This is a genomic window from Microbacterium sp. CPCC 204701, from assembly GCF_004010105.1.
Lineage (GTDB): Bacteria > Actinomycetota > Actinomycetes > Actinomycetales > Microbacteriaceae > Microbacterium.
In genome coordinates, this window is the sequence record NZ_RRYE01000550.1 from 1 (window position 1) to 1,501 (window position 1,501).

2 protein-coding genes are annotated in these 1,501 nt (G+C 71.0%); both read left to right on the forward strand.

Annotation, left to right across the window (positions count from 1 at the left end):
* The coding region (locus EIO58_RS17750; protein WP_205789376.1) for an IMP dehydrogenase at positions 1-387 on the forward strand (387 nt) is incomplete at its 5' end.
* 239 nt (positions 388-626) lie between these two features.
* A partial coding sequence (locus EIO58_RS17755; RefSeq protein ID WP_127820538.1) for a hemolysin family protein occupies positions 627-1,501 on the forward strand: 875 nt, incomplete at its 3' end.

Below are 1,501 nucleotides of genomic sequence, written 5' to 3' on the forward strand. Positions count from 1 at the left end.
GGCGCCGCGTCCGTCATGATCGGCTCGTGGTTCGCCGGCACCATCGAGGCGCCCGGCGAGGTCCAGGTCGATGAGTCCGGCCGCGCCTACAAGGAGTCGTGGGGCATGGCGTCGACCAAAGCTGTGCACGAGCGCTTCGGGCGCCTCGACCCGTACGAGCTCGCCCGCAAGGAGCTGTTCGCCGAGGGCATCTCGTCGTCGAGGATCTACCTCGATCCGCTGCGTCCCGGACTCGAGGATCTGCTCGACATGATCACGTCCGGCGTCCGCTCGTCGTTCACCTACGCCGGCGCCTCGACAGTCGCCCAGTTCCACGACCGCGCCCGCGTCGGCCTCCAGTCCGCCGCCGGCTACGAAGAGGGCAAGGCGCTGCGGGTCAGCTGGTAGCCGCCGACGGATGCCTCAGCCGAGGCATCCGTGGTCTCTCCCCTTCAGCACCCCTCCTGCCAGCCGTCGCGCGAGCCGGGAGGCGAGACGCCCGTGTGGCGAGAAGGGCGGCGACGGGTGCCGCGGCCGGGGAATGCGCCGACGGGCTGTCGTAGACTGTTCGGCACGATGGACGACCCTCCTAGTTGCAGACGCTCGCCCCACCGACCCGACTCCCGCTTGAACGGGGGTGACGCGTGATGGACTACGTCATGCTGGGCGTGGGGCTCCTGCTGACCATCGGCACCGGTCTGTTCGTGGCGAGCGAGTTCGCGCTCGTGAACCTGGACCGCGCCGACCTCGAGGCCCGCCGGGCGGCGGGCGAGAGCCGCCTATCGCTCACCATCAGCGCGCTGCGGATCACCTCCACCCATCTGTCGAGCGCGCAGCTGGGCATCACCCTGACGACGCTGCTCACCGGTTACACGATGGAGCCGGCGATCTCGAACCTGCTCGCCCCGGTGTTCGACGCGTGGGGGATCCCCGAAGGCGTCTCGGTGCCGGTTGCTGCCGTCATCGGCGTCTCGATCGCCACGATCTTCTCGATGATCCTCGGCGAACTCGTGCCCAAGAACTTCGCGCTCGCGGTCCCGCGGCAGACCGCCAAGCTCGTGATGCCGTTCCAGGTGGCGTTCACGACCGTGTTCCGCCCGGCGATCGCGGTGCTCAACGGCAGTGCCAACGGGGTGCTCCGCGCGGCCGGCATCGAGCCGAAGGAGGAGCTCTCGGGCGCGCGCACGGCCGAGGAGCTCTCGAGCCTCGTGCGCCGCTCGGCGAGCGCGGGTGTGCTCGAAGAGGACACCGCGTCCCTCCTCGACCGCAGCCTCACCTTCGCCCGGCTGAGCGCGGCCGACGTCATGACGCCGCGGCCCAGCGTCCATGCCGTGGCCGCAGACGACTCCGCCGAGGACGTCATCCAGCTCGCGCGGCGCACCGGGCACAGCCGGTTCCCGGTCTACGGCGAGTCGATGGACGACATCACCGGCATCGTGCACCTCAAGGCCGCCGTCGGCGTCCCGCGCGGCCGCCGGGCCGACGTGCCCGCGGCCGCGCTCGCGACCGAGCCGCTGCGGTT